Origin of the sequence: Sphingobium sp. CR2-8 (assembly GCF_035818615.1) — a bacterium.
Taxonomy (GTDB): domain Bacteria; phylum Pseudomonadota; class Alphaproteobacteria; order Sphingomonadales; family Sphingomonadaceae; genus Sphingobium.
Genome location: NZ_JAYKZY010000001.1, coordinates 668993 through 689647 on the forward strand (window position 1 = coordinate 668993; position 20655 = coordinate 689647).

A 20655-nucleotide genomic window follows, 5' to 3' on the forward strand; every position below is an offset into this window, starting at 1 on the left:
CAATGCCTATGATCTCCAGTTGGAGGTGACGCAAACCGAAACTCGCCGACCATCCTCGATAACCAGCAGACGATAGAGGACGACCGGTCCTGGTGTGAAGCGGGCATTCGCACAGATACGAACTACAGCGGGGGGAATGCGCAACTCTGGCCGGTTTCGGACTGTCTGGTCTGAGTCAGGGGCCTCGAATAACTGCCTTTCGAATACCATCGCCTCGCGATCATCTTACGACTTTCCGGTGCGGCTGCGGATATGTCGGGTTACGTCGAAACCTATCATCAGCAGTTTAACATTGAACGTGCAGCTACGCGCCCACCGGGACCAATGCGAGCTGATTTCTTTCGCCAAATACCGTCATGGCAAATGCATTTGAGCCGTTCACAATGGAACCTCACTTGGCCGCTGGCGCGGATCGTTTCGGAAACTGTCTGGCTTGTTATCCAGTGCCCAATATAGGTAGTTCGCAGCTTCCATAGCGGCAATAACATCGTCATCGGCAACTGGATCACCATGAATTGCTCTTGAGGCAGTTCTATAAAAAATCTTGTAAGCCTTAGCAGCCTCAACATCAGAAATTAATCTACCTGGGTTGACCATAACCCCTGCGCCAGACAAATTACGCAACCTTACCTCCAGATCGCGCCTTATTGCAAATAAGGCATTCCAATATTTTCCTGACTTCAACTCTTCCATGGCTTCATTTAGAATGGAGCTATTGGAAACGGCAGCAGGTATTGGCTGCACAGATGTGTCCAATACATCGTCCGGATCTGTAATTTCGGGCTGATGGCTTTTTTGTGATGCGGCGACCGTCTGCGAAGACACCTTACCAGAATCATTAGGATCGAGGGCGACAACTTTCGAGATCGTTTCTATGGTCGCATTAACTTGGCGACGGACGGTATCATTATTAACATAACTTCCAGCACTTACAGTGCCTAAAGATCTTTTCAAATAATCGCCAATTATGGCTATGTCCCCTGAATCAAGAACACTCTGAAACTTCGCAGCTTCAGTCGCCTTTTTAGCTTTGCGATTGGTGAACCAAGTGCGCGCGAACGATGATGCGCCTGACGCTGCGGCACCTATCGCGACGGCAGATCCATTAGCACCTAGTTTTTGGGCTAAATCTGGTAGCCAACTCAGTGCATCGAGAAACGAGCTCACTGCTGCTTATCTCGTAGCAGGCGTAAAAACGGCTTTATCTCGTCTAGACGGTACGCCAAGGCTGTAACTCGCGCTAGTCGAGCAGGCATTGTCCCAGCCCGCCATAAAGCAACAAATCCCGATACAATCGTTGCAGCACCCCCTCCAGCGAGAATAAAAAGAAAAATGGGCTCAACTGGTGGCTCTTTCGCTCCGAGAGTTACAACACCGATGAATGCCGCAGTTCCTGTGGCCAGCAACCACTTACCAGCTTCCAGCTTGCGAGTGTGTTCCCAATCGTAAGCTTTCTCTATTATCTTCTGAACATCACCGCCTTCATTGGCGACAAGATCCATTATGTCTGCGATTGCCAGACTGTTAGGCCGATCAGTCATCACCCATACCCGAATTTCCCCTGCTACATGGCCCCATAAATATTGCGACATAAATAAGCCGACAAGTGAAGGCGAGACATATAACGACGTCCCGTCTTGGATCGAGATGGTCGAGGCACTCAAACAGCGGAAAAGGGCTGGTGACAATTCTTGATGCGGCGTTTCGGCGCAGTCAGCTTCCGTATTTCGGGCGGGTAGCAACGGCAAATAATTGGCTCCAATCACGCAATTCATATGGGCCAGGCTTGCGCATTTATGGGCTGATCGGGGCAGCTAACGTCCGCTTCTCGTGACGGCGATTGAGCTGTTGAACAGCCAAGAAGGGCGCACTGCAGACTGGCCGGCATGCTAGACCCGAGTGGCAGGATAGCTGACGTTTGTGCGGAGACGGCAGTCGACGAGATGAGTTGTTTCCGAGGCCGTTGCAGAATGGCCAGTCCGGTTGCAAAGCTGTCCTTCGCGCTTACCCGCAGGGGTGCCAACCATCCCACGGCCTCGACGACATCTCACTGCGGGCTGCGCGTTGTCATTGCAAAGGCCTAAGATCGACTGTCATGACGTCGTGAAGAGCCGTCGGGGTACAAGGCCGGAATTATGGGCATCTTCTCCCAGCTCATCGCGAAAATTGGGGTGGGCCAAGGCAATTAGCCCCGCCGCGCGTTCCGCCAGGCTTTTGCCCTTCAGATCAAGCCAGCCAAACTCCGTCACGATGATATGGGTATCGTTGCGCGGCGTTGTAACCGGTCCTGTCAATTGCGCCGCAATCCGCGAAATCGATCCTCTTGCAGCTGTCGAATGACAGGCGATAATCGACTTTCCGCCATTCGAAGCATAGGCGCCTCGCACGAAATCAAGCTGGCCTCCGCTCGCGCTGAACTGGCGGCCGTTTACGACCTCGCTGTTGCAGGCACCGCTCAGATCGATCTGAAGGGTGGCATTGACGGATAGCACCCGATCATTGCGGGCAATGATCGTGGGGTTGTTGACGTAATCGACCGGGCGCGCTTCCATCGCTGGGTTCTCGTGCAGGAAATCGTAGAGCGACTGGTCGCCGAGCGCGAAGGTGAAGACACTCCGACCGACATGGGTCTGCTTGCGACTGTTATCCACCACCCCGGCTTTCATCAGGTCCGCAAGCCCGGAGGTCATCATCTCGGTATGGATGCCAAGGTTGCGGTGTCCATGCAGATTGGCACACACCGCGTTCGGCAGCGCGCCGATGCCCATCTGCAGGCAGGCGCCGTCTTCCACAAGGCCGGCGATGATGGCTCCGATCATATCGTCCGTGGCTATGCGCGGCGTTGGCCCCAAGCAGGGAAGCGGAGCTGCATGTTCGACCAGCGCCATCACATCGCTTACATGGATTTCGCAGTCTCCAAACGTGCGCGGCATGTCGGGATTTACTTCAAGAATGATGCGGATACCCGGCTTGCGCGCAACGCCCAGAGTGTAATCCACATTGGTGCCGAGGCTGAAATTGCCGCGCTCATCCATGGGAGAAACAGTAGCGATCAAGGTATCGACGCCTATGGCATCGACCATCGCTCGCGGAACCTGGTGAAAATGGCACGGCAACATCGGCACCGCGGGTTTGCCGTGCGCTCGGTTGAAGGCGTCCAGTTCACGCTCCACGCTGCCATGGAAGAAACTCATGGGCGTGACGTGATCCATCAGATCGGGGGCAAGCACGGTGCCGCCAGCACACGCTGCGGACAGCATGTAATAGAGCTGCAGATCGGTAACGCCGCCAGCGCGAGCACGATCCGCCAGCGCCGCCAGCATGGCAGGCGGGGCGCCGGCAGCCGGTGGGAGGACTACTTTGGCTCCGCTCGGGATCAGTCGCACCGCCTCGGCCGCAGTGGCCAGCTTCTGCCTGTATAGCTCTGCGCAGGAACCGTGCATCGTCATCTTCTCTCTCCCAGCCTACTACGCGACAAGCATGTTTTGTTTCTGTGGTTCTGTTTTTGCGGATGCCGCGATCGAGCATGCCCGATCGCTGCATCCGCAATCTTCTCTCATCTACGGCTGTCAGGGATTTGGCATCCAAGGTGCGGTGCCCGCCGGGCATGGGGAACTGGACCGGCGCTCCGCAATCCGGACTGCCAGCACTGAAATCACGCCGGCCATCACCATAAGACCTGCACCAAGCCAATAGGCAGGCTCGACATCAGTGTGCGTAACCAGAAACGAGGTGGTGAACGAGCCGAGCGCGAGACCGACAAGCGTCAGCGGCATCAGCTGCGTCGCGGCCCGCCCGGATGGGTCGAACATAATGAGCAGCCGAACGGCGCACGGCGACAGGACGATCTGCAAGAATCCATAGACAACGGTGAGGACGAGCAGCGGAACACCGACGCGCATGGCCAGGAAACCGACGGTCACGATGCCCAGGATCGCGCTAAGGTGGAAAAGGGAATACCGGTTCCTGTAGAGACTGTGACGACCCGCCGCAGTCGAGGCTCCGAAGAATTGTGCGACCAGAAAGAGGGCAACGGCCATTCCCACATCGAAACGAGTCGCTCCCGCAAGAGTGCCCAGTCGTTCAAGGTAGTACCACACGCACCCTATCGCTGCGTTGTGCAGCATGATCACCACGCCCACCAGAATGGCCGGCAGGGTCCAGGTAGACCGCAGCGTAGGTGTGAAAGCCACCGACCGGCGCGGGGGCGCAACGGGCATCAGACAGGATGCCATCACCCCGATCAGCGCAAGTGCCGCCATCATGCCGAAGCCCGACACGCCCCCAAAATGGGGGATCAGGACAAGGGCGAGCGCGTAGTTGGCAATGACTTGGGGTACGGTCGATGCGGCAAGGTATATGGCGTCGAAGCGTTCCGGGTCGCGTGACGAGGCCATCATCATCATCGTGGAGGAGAGCAGCACCCCTTCGAAGAGCCCCGCTGCCGACCGCACCAAATATATACTGAGTGGCAGGCCGCTCCAGTAGGTCAGCACGTTGGCTCCCAGCAGCAGCAGGGACACCGCGACGAGGCGGCCGCGCATCGTGCCGCCCGATAGAACCGCCGGGCCGATCATTCCGCCAAGCGCTAGGACCAGCAGCTCCACCGTGGCGACGCGGCCCATGGCGGACGCGGTCAGTTTGCCCGCTTCCACCATGGCGCCCATCGAAAGGGGGGCGGTCCCAATGCACATGATGGCCAGCGTGCCCAGCATCATGCTAGCCGCTACGGGCACGCGGCCATGATCGATCCCAGAACCGTTCTGCGTCCCGCTCATGGCCTACCCCACCCTTTCATGCCTGACCCCTTCCGAATGCGATGCTTCAAGCGGAAACTTCCTGCAGGTAGGCCCAGCGCAGAACATCGCAGAATTCGTCGATGTGCGCCTTGTCATGAGCAAGGCTCAGATAGGCCTTGCTGAACTGCTTGTAGATGCCGGCCTTATACATCCGACGGTGAACCGCGTCTGAGAAGGCGTTGTCGGCACGACGAACCGCGGCATGGTCGTGAACCTGCTCTTCGGTGAGGTAGAAATGGAAGATCGGTCCGTCACCCGTGATGCAGGCCGGCCGGTTGAGATCCTGGAACAGCCCCTTGAGGCGATCCCGCGCGTAGAGCCCCAGTTCGGCGAGACGACCAATGCCATCCTCGTCGACCAGCACGTCGAGCGCGGTGTGGGCACATGCGATGCTCATGGGCAGGCCGTTGAAGGTGCCGCAGTGGAAGCTGTACTGGTTCGATCCATCATTCGGATCGAGGTGCTCCATGAAGCGGCGCTGCCCGACCACTGCGGCCAGGGGCATCCCGCCACCGAACGCCTTGCCAAGCGCGGTGAGATCGGGTGTGACACCATACTTCTCCTGTGCGCCGCCAGGAGCGATGCGGAACCCCGAGACGACCTCGTCGAAGATCAGGGCTGTTCCGGCAGCATCGCACTCCTCGCGCAGGGTTTCGAGAAAGCCGGGCAACGGGTTGAGCGTGCGCTGCATGGGCTCGCAAATGACTGCAGCGAAGCGGCCGGGATATGCTCGCATCATGGCACGGAATGCCGTGGCGTCATTGTAAGGAAGAACGACGACTTCGTCCGTGACGCCCTTCTGGATGCCATTGCTGATCGCATAGGGCACGGGAATCTGGGTTGGCGAGTATTCCATCGAAAAGACCGCCAGGTCGTGGTGGCCATGCCACGCGCCGTCGAACTTGATGATCGCTTGGCGTCCGGTCACCGCACGAGCGAGCCGCAGGGCATGGAATGTGGCTTCCGATCCGCTGGAAGTGTAGCGCACCATCTGGGCTGAAGGCACGATTCGGCACACCCGCTCCGCCAATTGGACGGCGGCTGCAGTGAGATTGAAATAGTGGGTTCCGCGCTGCGCCTGTGTGGCTATCGTTTCGACCATTCGGGGATGAGCATGTCCCAGAAGCAGGGGACCTGCGCCGATCATAAAGTCCAGGAAACGGCGGCCGTCCACATCGTAGAGATAGGCTCCTTCGCCCCTGTCGACAAGAAATTCCAGACCGTTTGGCGGAAGCAGCGAGTTGGTGGAGCCGCCGGGAATAATGGTTTTCGACAGCGCAATCTGGTCGATCTGGGCCAAACTGCGTTCCTGGATTGATTGGGTCATGAGTGTTTCCTGCTAATGGCCCTTTGGCGGGGCGCGTAGTGTGTGACGTGAACTGTAACGTGAGCGGATTTCAGTGGGCCAGCACGGCGCCGATCGCGCCAATCACGCGCGAGAGGGTTTCATCGGCCATCTGCGGCGCGCTCATCAGACCCAGGCGGAACGAGCGCCCCTGCCATGCCCCGATGTTGCCTATTACGTGAATGCCATGCTCGGTGGCCAGGCGGTGACGGAACTGCCCGTCATCGATGCCTTCCGGATAATGGACGGCCTGCACCGCCACCGAGAGATGGCGGTCGTCGGTGCCAGCCAATTCAGGCAGCATGGTCATGCCAAGCTCACGCATGCTTTCTCGGAACCGGGCGGCCACAGCACGGTGCCGCGCGAACCATGCATCCAGTCCGTCCGCTTCCAGTTCCTCCAAGGCTGTCGCCAGTGAATGGAACAGCGTCGGCGGGAGTGTGAACAGCGGGCGCTGCGGCCGGTCGAGAATTTCCCGCCGTAAACTCGCGATGCTCAGGCTGCAGAGGGCGGAGTTGCGCCCCTCGATGCGCGAGAGAGCCTTGCCTGAAAGGGTCAGAATGGCCAGACCCGGGAGACTTCCCAAGCACTTGTGCGAGCCCGTGACCCCTATGTCGATGTGCGACTCGTCGGTCTCCACCGGTTGGGCGCCGGCGGAACAGGCCGTGTCTACAAAGTAGAGCGCATCGGTTCCGGCCACCATGGCGCCGATCTGCGCGATCGGATTGACGATACCCGCGTTCGTTTCGCAATGGACGATCGAAACAAGGTCGAAACGTTCCTTGCGCAATGCCTGCTCGACAAGTTCGATTGGGACCGGGGCAAGGTCGGACGTCTTGAGTTCCGTAACGATGGCGCCTCGTTCCCGCATGTAGGCGCCGAGAAGCTCGCCCCAGAAGCCATTGCTGATTGCGAGAACCTTCATGCCGGGCTCTACAAAATTCGCGAATGCAAGGCTGATGCCCATGCGAATCGACCCGGGCACGGCTAGCACCGTGCTCCTGGTGCCCAGCACCGTCCCGAGGCGCGCCACGGTGCGGTCATGCAACTCCCAGAAATTCCCGATATGAGGTGAAGCGATCACCCCCACGCCGGCATTACCGACGGAGGGCGAAACCTCGACCGGGCCAGTGGTCATGTTCAGCGTGCCATGTGAGGTTGCCATGCGAACTATCCATTCAATGTATTGTCTTATGTATTGGTACATGTATTTTTTTGTTGTGTTATTCGTCAATAGGGAAGTTCGTGCATCAAGTGAGATTCGGCCGATGATATGTCCCGAATATAAAAAGATTCCTTATTTTCAGATGGTTAAACTAGCAAATAATATTTTCTTGACATGCAATACAATCAATACGACGCTAATACATAATAGGTCAAGGCGAAGGGGTGGAGATACCATGGATTACCGTTATGAGTGTTCCGTAGGATTTTTCAGGATGGGCGCGATGGGTGCGCATCGAGCCATGACGGTTTCTGCTCTGGCATTGGCTTGCGCGGCTCTTTACGCCCCGGCGGCTATGGGTCAGGCCGCTGCGCCTTCGGATGGGGGAGACATCGTCGTCACCGCCCGCAAGCAGAGCGAACGCCTGCAGGATGTTCCGATGACGGTAACGGCCGTGGCAGCCGACAAGCTGGCCAGCGTCGGTGCGAGCAAGATCCTGGATATACTTGCAACCGTGCCGGGCATCTCTGCGGCATCGCAGACAGGCGCTCCGGGCAGCATCTCGCTCAACATCCGCGGCATCTCGACCGCTGATGCGTCGTCAATCACGGTTGCCACGACGCTGGACGACGTGCCCGTGAACTCCAGTTCCGCTAACGCCTACGCTGGATACTCGGGTCTTGACCTTCTGCCGTCCCTAGTGGGCGGCATCGAAATCCTCAAGGGACCGCAGGGCACGCTGTACGGTGCAAGCAGCCTGGGCGGCCTTATGAAATATGTGACGCCGACCCCGAGCCTCACGGAGACGTCGGTCGAAATCGGCGGAGGCGCGGCCATCACCGCCCATAGCGGCCAAGTGGGCACGCGCATCTACGTCAAGGGCGAGACGCCGATCGCCGACGACACGCTGAGCCTGGGCTTCGCGTTCGAGCAGGTGTACACGCCGGGCTACCTCGACAATGCCAGGCGCGGCATCAAGGACGAGAACCACGGTATCCAGCGCGGTGGCCGGGCTACCCTCTATTTCGTGCCGAACGACAATTTCAACATCAAGCTGAACGCTATCGTGCAGCATACCGATTTCAACGGGCTCAGCGCCATCCAGATCGACCCTGTCACGCAGGCGCCGCTCGACGGCTACTATAATTCCGATTTCCCGCTCGCTAACGGCTCCAAGCAGGACACGCAGATCTTCAGCGCCAACGCCAGCCTGGACCTTGGTGGGATCAACATCACCTCAGTCACCGGCTACTCGCACCTCAAATCGTCCTACATGCTCGACCTGTCGCGCAAGAACTACAGCATCGCCCTGGGCGTGAACGGTCAGGATAGCTATACTTTCACCACCAACAAGTTCTCGCAGGAACTGCGTTTGTCGTCGGACATCGGCGACAACTTGAAATGGAATGCCGGCTTTTTCTACACCTCGGAAGACAGCGCATACGTCGAAAACGCCATTGCCTACGACAAGACGACTGGCGCCACCTCCTCGACGCTCAACCCTTACTATTTTAGCTCCACGGATAGCGGTTACAAAGAGGTCGCAGGCTTCGGTTCGCTGGAATGGAAGATCACCGACAAGTTAGATGTTAATCTGAGCGGGCGATACTCTTCGAACCGGCAGCATGCTCAAGCCGACACCTACGGCGTACTGGCGGACTACGAATTCTTCTCGCCGGTATTCAAGTCATCCGACAGCAAGTTCACTTACGCCGTGAACGCCCGATACTTCTTCAATCCTGACGTGATGGTCTACGGCCGTATCGCGACCGGCTATCGTCCAGGTGGCCCCAATCTTCTGCTCAACGTGCCAGCGACTTTTAAGCCGGACACCACGACCAATTATGAAATTGGCTTGAAATCCACGCTGCTCGACAGGAAGCTTGTCTTCAATCTCACCGGCTTCTATATCGAGTGGAACGATATTCACACGTTCGAGCGTCAGGGCAGTCTCGCCACCTACACCGGTAATGGCGGCGGAGCGCGAAGCCAAGGCATCGAATTGATGACCTACTATCGTATCACTCCGGATCTGCGTGTCGGATTGAACGGCGGCTATACCGATGCCCATCTCACGAGCGCCTATACCGCACTGGCGGCTCCGTCCGGGTTCCCACTGCCGAATCAGGCTAAGTGGAGCGGGGCCCTGACGGCCGACTGGTCCCATGAACTGAGTGACGACAGCAAGCTGAATGTGGGTGCGACGTGGTCCTACGTCGGCCCGCGCTGGTCCGATTTTCCGGGTTCCAATCCGGGAGGCATCCGCCTGAGCGCCTACAATACCGTCAGCCTCAACGCAGGTGTCGATACCGGAAACTGGTCCTTCGGTGTCTACGTACGTAACCTCGCCGACGAGAAGGCAATCGTGACGCGCCGCAATGCGGGCGCGGTCATCTTGCAGCCCCGCACCATCGGCGTGACGGCAGCGCACAGGTTCTAATGGGATCGCCCGGCGTTGACGCCATAGTCAGCGCCGGGCGCGAGATTGTGGGGCCGCACGGCACTGTGCCTCACAGAATAACGAAACGGCAGGGAAGATAGTGTGGCGCCGATCGATGTTCATCTTGTCACGGGCTTCCTGGGAACAGGCAAGACGCGCCTGATGGCCGCGCTGCGCGCGCTGGACGGTGACGCAGCACGTCATTTCCTGGTCAGCGACTTTGCAACCTCGGCATTCGACAGAGATGTGCTGGGGCTTGCCTCCAGCGGTGCCTCGCCGAACGGTTGCATCTGCTGTCGAGGTTACGACCGTGCGTTGGAGGAGCTGGCCTATATCGGCGCACAGGCGCGGGATGGCGCACACGTGCAGGAGGTCTTCGTAGAAACCTCTGGGCTATCGGATCTCGTCACCCTGATCGACCGACTGACCGAGGACCCGCGTTTCACCGCCGGCTTCCAGTTGCGCAGCGTGGTCTCCCTAATTGACGGCGCGGCCGATCCGCAGGCACATGCGGGCACGCTTGAATGGCGGCACCAGGTGGGTGTTGCGGACCTGTGTTTGATCACACATCTTGACACGCTGCCCCCCGAGCAGGCGCTGGAGAATGCAGCCAGCGTCAAGGAGATGCTCCGCGACTATATCGCGCCGGGCGTTCCGGTGATGCCTACGCCAACGATGGAAGTGTTGCTGGCGATAATGGGCGGCCTCCCAGTTGCAGACGGAAGATTTAGCCAAAGGCTGGCCGTCCGCGCTGGCAGTGAAGGGCGAAATGGCCATACCGGTCTGCAGGTCGTCGATATTCCTTTGCGCGATCCGCAGAACATCGAAGCAGTGATGGCGTTCGCTCGTGGTCTCCTGTGCCTCTATCCCCGGCTGATGCGCCTCAAGATGCGCGTGCGTCTGCAACACGAACCAGAAGGTTGGTTGTTGCTGCACATCGTGAATGGACGGCTGCAACCACTGGAGTGGCTTGCGCGCTCCGGCACGGAACTCGTGGACGGGGTGTTGCAGCTGATTGACGCCGAGGCCGGACCGCAGGAACTGACCTCCGCAGTCGGCCTGTATCTATCAGCGAACGCGGCGGATGGAAGCGCGAGCTCCTCCAATCGTATGCAGGCATGAGAGAGAAGAAATGCATTTTGACCTAGTCATCCGTGCCGGAACCGTCGTCACTGGAAACAGCGATCCCAGCAGACTGGGCGACATCGGCATCAGCGCCGGCAAGATTGCCACCATTGCAGATGCAGGAGCTCTCGACGGTAAGGATATGATCGACGCGCAGGGCCGCATCGTCACTCCGGGTTTCATCGATATCCATTCTCACGCCGATTACACGGTGCTGCTCGACGGTCGAGCGCACAGTGCGGTGATGCAGGGTGTCACCAGCCTGGTTGTAGGCAATTGCGGACTGGGCATCGCTCCAGTGTCGCCCGTGTCGGCCGGGATCATCGCAGGCAACGCGCCAGGATGGCGTCGCGATGGCGGGCTAGAGCTCACCTGGTCATCTTTCCAGGAATACATGACCAAGCTCGCCTCGAGTGGTGTTGGACCAAATGTGTTTCCTCTTATCGCGCACGGTGCGATGCGGATGGCGGTGGCAGGGTTCGAGGATCGTCCGCTTACAGCCGACGAGATTGCGCAAATGCAGGCGTTCCTGAAGGACGCCATGAAAATGGGCGCGGTGGGGTTCTCCACCGGGCTTGAATATGCACCGGGCATTTCCTCCTCGACCGACGAACTGATCGCGCTTGCAGAAGCCATGCGGGGGTTCGACGGTATCTACGCGACGCATTGCCGCAATCGCAGCGATCGGATGGTCGAGGCGACTCGCGAGGCGATCGCCGTCGCCCGCAGTGGCCAGACTCGGCTCCAGCTCTCTCATTTCATTAAGCGACCCTATGCCGACCCAGCTGTCTCCGGCCACGTCTGGGCGGAGATCAAGCGGGCGCGCGGGGATGGGATGACAGTGCTCGCGGACGTGTTTCCCTTCGATTACGGTCCAACGCCGCTCTCTGTCCTCCTGCCTCCCTCCATGCTGAGCGAGGCTGGTGACAATGTCGGCAAGACACTGGCCGACCCGGACTTCCGCACCAAGGTTCTGTCAAGCCTGGATGGCATGTTCGGAGCGGCAGTGGAGAGCGGGCTTGCGGAATCGATGTTCGTCGCCTGCGATGGCGCTGATGGTCGCATGCATGGCAAGACGTTGCCGGAAATCGCAGAAGCGCAGGGTATGTCGGTAGCCGAGGCCGCGTACTGGCTGCTTGAACGGGCAGGCGACAATTTCCAGACGGTGATGATCGTCGAGCATTGGGTGCTATGGAAGGATCTCGTATCCGCCCTTTCGGACCCGTCCTTCCTCATCATGGGCGATGGCGCCACCAGCGTGCTCGACGGCCCCGGGTCGCAGTTCGATATGTGCCCGTCGGACTGGGGATACGCTCCCCGCTTCCTGTCGCAGTTCGTGCGGGACATGGGTCTGTGCACGATCGAGCAGGCGGTCGCGCGCATGGCGTCAGGTCCGGCCCAACAGCTTGGCCTGCGCGATCGCGGCGTGATCGAGATCGGTATGCAGGCTGACCTTGTTGTGTTCGATCTTGCGAAAGTGGGCACGCGGGTATCGCCCCGCAGCCTGCGCGAGCTGCCCACCGGTATCGGCGACGTATTGGTCAACGGGGTTCCGGTCGTGAGGAACGGTGAGGCCACCAACGCGCTGCCCGGAACCGTCGGCAGGCGGTGACGGCCTTACAGTACCTCTGAAAAGTAGGAACCGCGCCCTGCGTCAGGACGCATCTTTGCTCGGGTACCTACGTGCATATTACAAAAGGAAATAATCCATGGTTTCAGAATTCGTCGAGACGAGCAAAATACGCTCTGCGTTTTGCGCAGCGTTGTCGGAAATGTATCGTACCGAAGTTCCCCTTTACGCCGAGCTGATCGACATCGTTGATACGGTGAATGCCAGGACGTTGGCCGCATCAGGCGGGAGCCCGGCGGAGGCTCGCCTCGGGGTCGAGCGGCACGGCGCAATCCGCCTGGGCACCGATGACGAACTGGCGACGATGGCCCGGGCCTTCGCGGTCATGGGGATGGAGCCGGTAGGCTACTACGATCTTGCCGCAGCTGGTGTGCCGGTCCACTCCACGGCCTTCCGGCCGATCCTGAGTTCGGAACTTGAGAGGAACCCCTTTCGCGTATTCACCTCGCTCCTGCGCACGGAACTGATCGAAGACGAGGCCCTGCGTGAACAGGTCGTCTCGATCCTGGCGCGGCGCCAGATCTTTTCCAATGTCGCCGTGGAGTTGATCGCGCGTGCGGAAAGCGACGGCGGGCTCGGTGCCGGAGACGCCGCCCGGTTCGTGGCTGCACTGATGGAAACATTCCGCTGGCATCCGGATGCCACGGTGGACGCGCAGACCTACCAGGGCCTAGTGGAAGCCCATCGGCTGATCGCCGACATCGTGGCTTTCAAGGGGCCGCATATCAATCACCTGACGCCGCGCGTGCTCGACATTGATGCGGCACAGGCGGAGATGCGGGCCCGAGGCATCGACGCAAAGGACGAGATTGAGGGGCCGCCGACACGTAGGGTTCCAATCCTGCTGCGTCAGACCAGCTTCAAGGCGCTCTCGGAACGAGTTCGGTTCACTGACCAAAAGGCCGGCGACGAAGGCCGCCACACCGCCCGGTTCGGGGAGATAGAACAGCGCGGGATTGCGCTCACGCCCAAGGGACGTAGCCTGTACGATAGGCTGCTGAACGAGGCACGACAAGATTCCGGGGCCGGCGAAGATCACGGGGCACGCCTTGCCCGGATATTCGCCGCGTTTCCCGACGACCTGGAAGCGCTGCGAGAGCAGAAGTTGGCCTATTTCCGGTATGCGGTCGATCCAGACGGATCCGTGGTGGCGCACCCCGTGACATACGAAGATTTCCTGCCCGTCAGCGCTGCAGGCATCTTCCAGTCGAACCTGTCCGGGGCGTCGCGGCAGAGCTATAGCATAGCCGAAAATCAGGCCGCCTTCGAGGCCGCCCTCGGCAAGGCCGTGCTCGATCCTTTCGCGCTTTACGCGGACATCGAAGCGCAGTCGCTGGCGGTGTTGGGCGATACCGGCCAGAGCCAATGATCCTTGCTTCCGTCCCTGACGAGAGCCGCACGCCTATCCTGCGCGCGGCACTTGAGACTTCAGGATTTGCAGGAGATCTGGAAACCGGTCTTGGGGCACGCGAGGTCGCCTCTACCGATAATTCGATCTACCAGCAGCGGCCCGCTGCGATCGCCTATCCTCGAGAAGGCGCGGACCTCAACCGCCTCATGCAGGCCGCCGCCGCCGCGCAACTGCCTGTTGTCGCCCGTGGCGGCAACACGGGCACGAACGGGCAGTCGCTGGGCACCGGTCTGATCGTCGACTTCGCCCGGCATATGACGGCGATCACCGGTGTTTCGCCAAATCGCCTGCGCGTCGAGGTCGAACCGGGCGTGGTGCTGGGACAACTGAATGCGGCTCTACACCCCGCCGGCCTGTTCTTTCCTCCGATGGTTTCGACGGCAAGCCGTGCCACGCTGGGCGGCATGGTCGCGACCGATGCCTCGGGCAAAGGGTCGCGCCATTACGGCAAGACCTCGGATTACATCGAGGCCATCGACATTGTCCTCGCCGATGGCAGTGACTGGCGTGTCGAGCCGATGACCCGGGCACAGGCCGAGCAGATCGCTTCCGGTGACGGTCTGATCGCCAGGATCCACCGCGAGGCACTGCGCATCGTCGATACACACGCGGACGAAATTGCCCGCGTATTTCCAAAGATGAATCGCGGTTTGACGGGCTACAATCTGCAGCGGCTCTATGATGCCGATGCCGACCGGTTCTTTCTGGCCTACCTGTTGGCGGGGTCAGAAGGTACGCTGGCTCTGACGAAAAGTATTACCCTTCGGGTCGCACCTCGCCCAACCCTGCGTCGACTGGCTGTGGTCCGATACGACAGCTTCGCCAGCGGCCTAGCGCACGTCGGTGAAATTCTGAAGGCCGATCCACTTGCCGTCGAGATTCTGGACGACAAGGTCCTGGCGGCAGCGCGCGACGATGTGGTGTGGACCCATATCGGGGCGCTTCTCGGCGGTGAAGATGGCGCCGCGAGCGTGACTGCGGCATCCATGAACTTCGTCGAATTCTCGGGATGCGACGAGGAAACCCTCGACCGTTCGCTCGACTGTCTCGCCGGCATACTGCGCGACGGCTGGCAGGGGATGATCGACTGGGCGGTGGTGCGCGAAGACAGGCAGATCAGTCAGCTCTGGAAGCTGCGGGAAAAGGCGGTCGGGCTGCTCGGCCACGCCGGTGGGGGGCGGCAGGGGATGCCGTTCGTCGAGGATACCGCCGTCCCCCGAGGAACTGGTCGACTACGTCGCACGGTTCCGCGAACTGCTCGATAGCCACGGGCTCGTTTACGGCATGTTCGGTCATGCGGACGTGGGTTGTCTGCACGTCCGGCCGTTCCTGGACATGAAGGATCCGGCGCAGGCCGCGCTCATCCGGCCCGTTTCGGACGCGGTCGCGCAGCTGACCCGATCGCATGGCGGACTGCTCTGGGGAGAACATGGGCGCGGCTATCGCGGTGAATATTCGCCCTTCTTCTTCGGCCCTGTCCTGTATGCCGAGATCGAGGCGATCAAGCGGGCCTTCGACCCGCACAATCTACTCAATCCCGGAAAACTGGCTACCCCGAGCGACGATCACAAACTCGACCGCATCGACAAGGTTGCGCTGCGGGGGGAGCATGACCGGCGTATCGCGCCAGCGCTCGCAGGCGAACTGGATCGGGCCATGGCCTGCAACGGCAACGGCCTGTGCTTCTCATGGGACGCGAACGATGCGATGTGCCCGTCCTACAAGGCGACCAAAGATCGTGCCCAGTCGCCCAAAGGGCGGGCAGCGCTCTTGCGCGCCTGGGGCCGCCTGGCCGAAAGCGACGACGGGGGAGAATTCGCCCAAATCGAGGAGGACCTTGCCGCGTCGCTTTCGACGTGCCTGTCTTGCAAGGCCTGCACCAGCCAATGTCCGGTTCGTGTCGATGTCCCCACAATGGGATCTCGATTTTGGACGCGCTACTACAAGCGCCATCGCCGACCGTTCAGCCACCATGCGATGCGTCTAATGGAAGTCGCATTGCGCGCGGGCCGTGCCATGCCGTCGATCGCGAACCGAGTTGGCGGCTCACTCACGCTGCGCCAGATAGTGGCAAGGTTTCTGCAACTCGAAGACTTGCCGACTTTCAGCCCGGCGGATCAGCGGTTGAGGCTTCCATTGGCGGACGCCGGGGAACTGTCGAAACTGGATGCATCCGCGCGCGCCAAGACCCTCGTCCTTGTCGAAGATGGGTTCACCGCCAGCTTCGACGCCGCCGTGCCGTTTGCCGCGGCTGCGGTTCTGACGCGGCTCGGCTACAAAGTCTATCGCGTGCCGGCCAGAAGCAACGGCAAGATGCTGCATCTTCTTGGACTGAACAACGCCTTCGTCAAACTGGCAAGCGCGCGCGCGTCGGAAATGGCGGCACTGGCCCAAACCGGCGTGCGACTGGTGGGGCTGGATGCTGCGACGGCGCTCATGTTCGAGCAGGAATATCGTGCAGTCGCCGCGCAGTCTCCCCGGCTCATGCTGCTCGACGAGATTCTGGCCCAGGACATCGAAGCGGGTCATCTGGGAGCGGCACGTGAACGGTCCTCGGCAGATCCGCTGCGCGTCCTCGGCCACTGTACGGAACAAGCCTTGCGTCCCGATGCGCTGCGCCAGTGGGAAGCGATCTTCGCCCATTTCGGCATTCCGGCGGCAGTCGAGCAGACCGGATGCTGCGGCATGGCAGGCATGTTCGGCCATCGGACCAACAATCGCGCCATGTCGCACCGCCTTTTCGACATGAGTTGGCGGCAGGTGGTGGAACGCTCGCCTGAACAGACCGTCGCTACCGGGTTTTCCTGCCGATGCCAGATACACCGCATGATGCATACCCGCGCACCGCATCCAGCGGAGGCGCTCCTAGCGCATCTTTCAACCATTACCGCTTGAGGAGTCTCATTGACGTGTCAACGTCCGTCTTCCAGTCAGCTACGCGTCTAGCTGACATCGGTGTCTCCGAAATCCTCGTGCGCTCTGCCAATGCAACGGCGCTGAAGAAGGTCGGGCGCAACGTAATCATCTTCGGGGCGGGAGAGCCGGATTTCGACACGCCCGATCATATCAAGGCCGCTGCCGAGAAGGCCATGGCCGACGGGCAGACCAAATACACCGCACTCGACGGATCGCCCGCGATGAAGGAGGCGGTGCGCGGCAAGTTCCTGCGGGATAACGGCCTGTCATTCTCGCAGGACCAGGTGACGGTCGGTGCAGGCGCGAAACAGATACTCTACAACGCCTTCATGGCGAGCCTGGAACCTGGCGACGAGGTCCTGATCCCGGCGCCGTTCTGGACGAGCTACATCGATATTGTCCGGATCTGCGGAGGCGTCCCCAAGATGGTTCCGTGCTCGCAAGCCGACGGCTTTCGGTTGAAGCCGGAAGCACTGGAGAACGCGATCACTGCGCGGACGCGCTGGCTGCTGATGAATTCTCCCTCAAACCCGGCAGGCGCGGTACACGGGGTGGATGACTACATGGCGCTGGGCGAGGTGCTGGATCGCCATCCCCATGTCTGGATACTCAGTGACGACATCTACGAACATATCCTGTTCGATGGGGCCACCTTCACCACTTTCGCGGGCGCCGTCCCGCGCCTGGCGGACCGCACGTTGACGGTGAACGGTGTCTCTAAGGCGTTTGCAATGACGGGATGGCGGATCGGCTACGGCGCAGGCCCCGCTGCGCTGATCGGCGCCATGGCGATCGTGCAGAGCCAATCCACATCCTGCCCGTCATCGGTTAGTCAGGCCGCTGCCGTTGCCGCCCTAGAAGGGTCGCTGAATTGCGTGGTTGCGATGAAGCGCTCCTTTCAGACGCGGCGCGACATCGTGGTCACGCAGATCAACGCCATCGAGGGTCTGTCCTGCTCGGCCCCGGGGGGCGCGTTCTATGCTTACATCTCATGCGCGGGGCTAATGGGGGCGTCCACCACAGATGGGCGGATCATTCACGATGATCGCGCCTTTGCAGACCATCTCCTGACGCACGACGTTGCCGTCATACCTGGTGCGTGTTTCGGTCTCTCACCATTCTTCCGGCTTTCCTACGCCTGTGGCGATGCCGAGCTGCGAAAGGGACTGGATCGCATTGCCGCAGCCTGCGCTGCGCTGAGGAAGTCGCCGCAACTGAACTAGGCGATGCGCCTGATCACTTCCCCAATCCCGGAATTTTCGTGAAGGATATCATCCAGATATACGGCCAGCTCATCCGGTCCCACGAAGTGAGGTATGACGAAGTCATGCAACACCACATGCCGCTCGCCGATTTGCTTTTCGATCTTCCAATGGCCGTCGATCATGCTGATTTCCAGCTGGTACCGACCGTAGATGTCGAAGCGCAGGGGACTGGCGGGAATTTCGCTCATTTCACAACAAGCAATACATAACAATACATTGTGCTGCAATACGTGACGGACTATGGGCAGGGCATGGACAACATGCAAAACAAGCCGTTTCCGTGGCTCAATGTCAATCGCAGTGGCGATACGCCGATATTTCAGCAGATCGTGGACAGCATCGATTCCGCTGTTCAGCAAGGAACATTGGGCAATGGGGAACGGCTTGCGCCTGTCCGAGCCATGGCCGACCATCTCGGGATCAACGCGCTGACCGTGTCGCGCGCGTACAAGGAACTGGGCGCGCGGGGCCTTCTTGTCGGCCGCGGACCGCTGGGCACCTTCGTGACGACCGATCAAGCGGCGTCGCACCCATTACCTGAACCGGCTAAGCTGGCGGGCAACTGGCGGTCGCGCTATCCCGAAGATACATTCCGGCAGATGCTGGATGCCTCAGCGCTGCCCGGCGCCATTTCACTGACCCAGGCCTACCCCACCGCTTCCGCCGTTGACCTCAGACCCTTCGAAAGGGCGATGAGCGAGACCTTCGCCGAAGGTTCCGGATCTCTATACTGTTATCATCAGCCCGATGGCGCATCGGCTCTCAAGGATGCGGTGCGGAATGTTCTATTGCCTGCGCAGAGCGGCATCGATGGCCCCCTTCTAGTAACGAACGGCGGACAGCAGGCGATTGCTCTGGTGATGCGGGCCCTTTTGCGCGCGGGCGACACCATAGTCATGGAACGGCCAAGCTATTTTGGGGCGCTGGATGTGGCCCGGTCGATTGGCGCACGCATTATCGGGGTCGATCTGGAACCCGATGGGCTCAACCTCGATCAGTTGAGCGACGCGCTCGAGCGTCACGATGTGAAGCTACTCTTCCTCATGCCCAACTTCCACAACCCGACCGGCGTGACGACTTCGCTCGACAAGAGAAAGAAGATCCTCGAACTAATCCGCATACATGGTGTGCCGGTGCTTGAGGACGACCATGCCCCAGAGATGCGCTTCCGCGGTGAACCGCTGCCCAGTTTGCGCGCACTCGCACGGCCGGAAGACCCGATATTCTACGGGCGCGGCTTTGGAAAATCGTATGTCCCGGGCATTCGGTTGGGCATGGTGATGCCGCCCCCGTCCTATTTCCAGGACATCGCCAGCCAGAAATCGATGACCGACCTTCACACATCCTGGCCGCTTCAGGAAGCCTTCGCCAGGTACCTTGGCACTCCAGCGGCGAGGGACAATGTGGAAAGGCAGTGCGTCGCCTATGCGCGCGTGCAGGATTTCGTGATCGATAAATTGAAGGCGACCCTGCCCCCGGAGTTCAGATTTATCGTCCCTGATGGTGGGTTCAACATGTGGATCGAGACGCCGCCCCATATCGATTCCGTCGACTTGTGCTGGGCTGCAGCCCAGCGGGGAGTGGCGCTTCTGGTTGGCGCTCCGTTGTTCCCGGATATTGAGAACTATCAAAGCTTCCGCCTCAGTTACGGAATCGCCGATTTCGATAAAATCGAATCAGGCATCGATCGCATCGGCGCGGCCATCCGCGACGTCGGTGCCAAACGGTCTCGCAGGTCGGCACCCGTCGTCTGACGACGGCAGGCACAGCAACGTAGGTCAATTGAACTAGAAAATCGCCACCTCCGCAAAATCCGCCCAGATTCTGGGCAGGTTAAAGTCCGGATTGTCTAATGATGAGTGTCAGCTTTAGGTTGAACCGGCCGTCATGCAGGCTTCCCACGAATCGCAGAGTCTCAGACCCAATATCATCTGAATGTCCGCTTCCAATCGGGGCGATTTCGCTGTCGAATGGCTTGGATGGGCGCTTAGCAGCCAAGCCGCCGCTGCACCAACGAATGACTGATCCCATCGAGAGCGGAAGGGACAGTGGTTGGCTAGCTTATCCGGCAGAGCCGCGCCAATAGATCAGATGCCAAGCGCCTATGACTTTGATCAGCTTAACCGTTGATAACAAAGAGGTTCAGGATCACGCCACTTCTTCCTCGGCATAAGGTCATCCAACGACACACTGTGAGGAGACAAGATATGTCCATGCGCAAATCCGTTCTTGCCATGACTCTCGCAGCCGCGACCCTTTCGGCGGCGATGCCTGCACCCTCTTTTGCCCGCGATGGCGGCTGGAACCGGTATGACCGCTACGAGCGGGTCCGCTATTCGGATCGCCGCGACGACCGTGGCTATCGCAATGATCGCGGCTATAGCTGCCGCAAGTCTGGCGGCACCACCGGCCTCCTTCTGGGTGGTGTTGCGGGGGCCCTTCTTGGCCGCGCGATCGACACCCGCGGCGACCGCGCGCCCGGCACAATTATCGGCGCAGGCGCCGGCGCCCTTGCCGGCCGGGCGATCGATCGCAATTCGAACTGCTAATTTACAAAAT

At 60.0% G+C, this 20655-nt stretch carries 15 protein-coding genes and 1 pseudogene; 9 read left to right on the plus strand and 7 right to left on the minus strand.

Going from position 1 to position 20655, the window contains the following annotated elements:
• Positions 1-378: 378 nt before the first annotated feature.
• The 6 genes from U5A82_RS02820 to U5A82_RS02845 form a co-directional block, all read right to left on the minus strand.
• On the minus strand, positions 379-1167 hold the full coding sequence (locus tag U5A82_RS02820; protein ID WP_326288482.1) for a hypothetical protein: 789 nt from the start codon (positions 1165-1167) through the stop codon (positions 379-381).
• Positions 1164-1775, minus strand: a complete 612-nt coding sequence (locus tag U5A82_RS02825; protein WP_326288483.1) for a hypothetical protein — start codon at positions 1773-1775, stop codon at positions 1164-1166. Before U5A82_RS02825 ends, U5A82_RS02820 begins: the two co-directional genes overlap by 4 nt.
• 318 nt (positions 1776-2093) lie before the next feature.
• On the minus strand, positions 2094-3449 hold the full coding sequence (locus U5A82_RS02830) for an acetyl-CoA hydrolase/transferase family protein (protein WP_326288484.1): 1356 nt from the start codon (positions 3447-3449) through the stop codon (positions 2094-2096).
• A gap of 120 nt (positions 3450-3569) precedes the next feature.
• The gene (locus U5A82_RS02835; protein WP_326288485.1) at positions 3570-4778 is read right to left on the minus strand and encodes a hypothetical protein; all 1209 of its coding nucleotides are present in this window, start codon (positions 4776-4778) and stop codon (positions 3570-3572) included.
• 46 nt (positions 4779-4824) lie between these two features.
• Positions 4825-6126: an aspartate aminotransferase family protein gene (locus U5A82_RS02840; RefSeq protein WP_326288487.1), complete on the minus strand. Its 1302-nt coding sequence runs from the start codon at positions 6124-6126 to the stop codon at positions 4825-4827.
• A gap of 70 nt (positions 6127-6196) precedes the next feature.
• Positions 6197-7309 carry a pyridoxal-phosphate-dependent aminotransferase family protein gene (locus U5A82_RS02845; RefSeq protein WP_326288489.1) on the minus strand — a complete coding sequence of 371 codons (1113 nt, stop codon included), beginning with the start codon at positions 7307-7309 and terminating at the stop codon, positions 6197-6199.
• Between the two features lie 274 nt (positions 7310-7583).
• Here U5A82_RS02845 and U5A82_RS02850 point away from each other — a divergent pair, with 274 nt between their 5' ends.
• The 7 genes and pseudogenes from U5A82_RS02850 (at position 7584) to U5A82_RS02880 (ending at position 18054) form a co-directional block, all read left to right on the plus strand.
• Positions 7584-9749, plus strand: a complete 2166-nt coding sequence (locus U5A82_RS02850) for a TonB-dependent receptor (RefSeq protein ID WP_326288490.1) — start codon at positions 7584-7586, stop codon at positions 9747-9749.
• Between the two features lie 102 nt (positions 9750-9851).
• Complete coding sequence (locus U5A82_RS02855) at positions 9852-10871, plus strand: GTP-binding protein (protein WP_326288491.1); 1020 nt, start codon at positions 9852-9854, stop codon at positions 10869-10871.
• Positions 10872-10881: 10 nt separating this feature from the next.
• Positions 10882-12486, plus strand: coding sequence for an N-acyl-D-amino-acid deacylase family protein (locus U5A82_RS02860; protein ID WP_326288493.1), 1605 nt, complete (start codon positions 10882-10884; stop codon positions 12484-12486).
• 97 nt (positions 12487-12583) lie between these two features.
• On the plus strand, positions 12584-13873 hold the full coding sequence (gene hglS, locus U5A82_RS02865; RefSeq protein ID WP_326288494.1) for a 2-oxoadipate dioxygenase/decarboxylase HglS: 1290 nt from the start codon (positions 12584-12586) through the stop codon (positions 13871-13873).
• Positions 13870-15403, plus strand: a pseudogene (locus U5A82_RS02870) (FAD-binding oxidoreductase); the annotation flags it as partial. The gene hglS and the pseudogene U5A82_RS02870, both read left to right, overlap by 4 nt.
• A 168-nt stretch (positions 15404-15571) precedes the next feature.
• Positions 15572-16810: a (Fe-S)-binding protein gene (locus tag U5A82_RS02875; protein WP_326288786.1), complete on the plus strand. Its 1239-nt coding sequence runs from the start codon at positions 15572-15574 to the stop codon at positions 16808-16810.
• A 14-nt stretch (positions 16811-16824) separates the two neighbouring features.
• Positions 16825-18054 carry a pyridoxal phosphate-dependent aminotransferase gene (locus U5A82_RS02880; RefSeq protein WP_326288496.1) on the plus strand — a complete coding sequence of 410 codons (1230 nt, stop codon included), beginning with the start codon at positions 16825-16827 and terminating at the stop codon, positions 18052-18054.
• Here U5A82_RS02880 and U5A82_RS02885 read toward each other — a convergent pair.
• A complete protein-coding gene (locus tag U5A82_RS02885) occupies positions 18051-18284 on the minus strand; it encodes a DUF7661 family protein (protein WP_326288497.1) in 234 nt (77 codons plus the stop codon). The genes U5A82_RS02880 and U5A82_RS02885 overlap by 4 nt on opposite strands.
• Positions 18285-18347: 63 nt before the next feature.
• Here U5A82_RS02885 and U5A82_RS02890 point away from each other — a divergent pair, with 63 nt between their 5' ends.
• Both U5A82_RS02890 and U5A82_RS02895 read left to right on the plus strand, forming a co-directional pair.
• Entirely contained in the window at positions 18348-19850 is a 1503-nt protein-coding gene (locus tag U5A82_RS02890) for an aminotransferase-like domain-containing protein (protein ID WP_326288499.1), read from the plus strand.
• Positions 19851-20303: 453 nt separating this feature from the next.
• Entirely contained in the window at positions 20304-20645 is a 342-nt protein-coding gene (locus tag U5A82_RS02895; RefSeq protein WP_326288500.1) for a glycine zipper 2TM domain-containing protein, read from the plus strand.
• The last annotated feature ends 10 nt before the right edge of the window (positions 20646-20655 follow it).